Raw genomic sequence first — 2,218 nt, 5'->3', positions numbered from 1 at the left:
GATGATGATCATGAACAGCACGGCGGCGCCCAGCCAGGTCCAGGTCGGGTTGCCTTTGCGCGCATGGACCGTGTTGAAATAGTGCCGGATCAGCACGCCGATGATGAAGACCAGCGAGGCGATGACCCAGTTGAACTGCGTGCCGAAGGCCAGCGGGTAGTGGTTCGATAGCATCAGGAACAGGACCGGCAAGGTCAGGTAGTTGTTGTGCAGCGAGCGCTGCTTGGCGATCTTGCCGTATTTCGGGTCCGGCTTGCGGCCGGCGATGAGGTCGGCGACGACGATCTTCTGGTTGGGGATGATGACCATGAAGACGTTGGCCGACATGATCGTGGCGGTGATGGCGCCGAGATGCAGGAAGGCGGCGCGGCCGGTGAAGAGATGGGTGAGCCCCCAGGCGATGAACACCAGCACGCAATAGAGCACCAGCATCAGCCCGGTATCGCTTTTGCCGAGCGGCGAGCGGCAGAGCAGATCGTAGACGATCCAGCCGACGCCGATGGTGGCCAGCGACAAGAGGATGCCGACGGGCACCGAGATGTTGAGCACGTTGGGGTCGATCAGGAAGAGATCGGCGCCGGCATAGTAGACCACGCAGAGCATGGCGAAGCCCGACAGCCAGGTGGCGTAGGACTCCCATTTGAACCAGGTGAGGTGCTCCGGCATCTCGGCCGGCGCCACCAGGTATTTCTGGATGTGGTAGAAGCCGCCGCCATGCACCTGCCATTCCTCGCCGAAGGCGCCGGCAGGCAGGCCGGGACGCTGGCGCAGGCCGAGATCGAGGGCGACGAAATAGAAGGACGAGCCGATCCAGGCGATGCCTGTGATGACATGCAGCCAGCGGACGGCGAAGCTCAGCCAATCCCAGAAAATCGCGAAATCCATCATTGCACTCGTCCCTGCCGATGAGAGCGACTTTACGGTGTGCAGCGCAAACGAAAAGAGGCGAGGTGCGCGATGACTTTCAAAAAAAAATGGAAAATACTAGGCTTGCCCCTCATAGCCGTTTGAGAGCCACGCATGGCCTATCTCGACAACATCGCCGTCTTCGTCCGCGTCGTCGAGCTCGGCAATCTGTCGGCGGCGGGGCGTGACATGCGCATTTCTCCGGCCGTCGCCTCCAACCGCATCAAGGAACTGGAAAAGCATCTGGGGGTGCGGCTGTTCAACCGCACGACCCGTCAATTGATGCCGACCGAGCACGGCACGGTGTTCTACACCGGCGCCAAGCAGGTGCTGGATGCCATCACCGAGGCGGAAGCCGCAGTCGCAGCGCTTTCCGGCCAGCCGCGCGGCACGATCAGGGTTACGGCGCCGCTCGGCCTCGGACGGCGGTTGATCGCCTCGGGCATCCCGGATTTCCACGACAAATATCCGGATATCGAGGTGCGGCTGAGGCTCTCCGACCACAATGTCGACATCATGAAGGAAGGTATCGACGTCGCCTTCCGCCTCGGCATCATCGAGGATTCGAGCCTCAGGATGCGCGGCATCATGGAATGCGAACGCGTGCTGGTGGCGGCGCCGAAATATCTGGAGGCGCGCGGCGAACCGGCCGAGCCGCAGGAACTGGTCGGCAGGAAGCACGACTGCCTGATGCTGCGCTATGCCGGCGCGCGCGAATATGTCTGGACGCTGCAGACGCCGAGCGGCCAGCAGAAGTTCGAGGTGCACGGCCCTTACGACACCGACGACGGCGACGTGCTGACCGGCTGGGCGCTGTCGGGGCGCGGCATCATCAACAAGCCGCGTTTCGAGGTGGAACCCTTCATCCGCGACCGCCGGCTGAAGGTGATCCTGCCGCAGACGCCGCCGACGCCGGTGCAGTTCGCCGCCGTCTATCCGCACAAGAAGCTGCAGGACCCGAAGGTGCGGCTGCTGCTCGATTTCATGGCCGAGCGCTGCCAACGGTTGATCAAGGATATTCTTGCGGGGAAGTAGCGGTGGCTTGCCTCGCGGTTGGCCGAAGCCTCCGCGACGTCGTCATCCACGGGCGGAGCGACGCGAAGCGGCGCGCAGACCCGAGGATCCATTCGGTGACCTTGATCGTATGGCGCAGCGGAGCAGAATTCTGCCTCGTTGCGCGGCGCCTCGACGTCACGGCATGGCAACTGTGTTCACGCGAATGCGGTTTTGTCGCGCATGATGGCGTTGAGGACGACCAGGAGCTTCCTTGCGACGGCGATGATGGCGAGTTTCTTGGACCCTGAGCGGGCAG

The 2,218-nt window shown here is 62.9% G+C and carries 2 protein-coding genes; one reads left to right on the top strand and one right to left on the bottom strand.

Features of this window, described 5'->3' with window-relative positions; translation table 11 throughout:
• Positions 1-888, bottom strand: an 888-nt coding sequence (locus EOA28_RS33230) for a urate hydroxylase PuuD (RefSeq protein WP_128315717.1), incomplete at its 3' end; no start/stop codon positions are given.
• A gap of 132 nt (positions 889-1,020) precedes the next feature.
• Between EOA28_RS33230 and EOA28_RS33225 the strand changes: the two genes are divergently transcribed.
• A complete protein-coding gene (locus EOA28_RS33225) occupies positions 1,021-1,941 on the top strand; it encodes a LysR family transcriptional regulator (RefSeq protein ID WP_126063139.1) in 921 nt (306 codons plus the stop codon).
• Positions 1,942-2,218 lie beyond the last annotated feature (277 nt).

This window comes from Mesorhizobium sp. M2A.F.Ca.ET.067.02.1.1 (genome assembly GCF_004023285.1).
Classification (GTDB): Bacteria; Pseudomonadota; Alphaproteobacteria; order Rhizobiales; family Rhizobiaceae; genus Mesorhizobium.
Note: the sequence above shows the minus strand (reverse complement) of the source record. Positions and strands in the feature narration are given on the sequence as shown.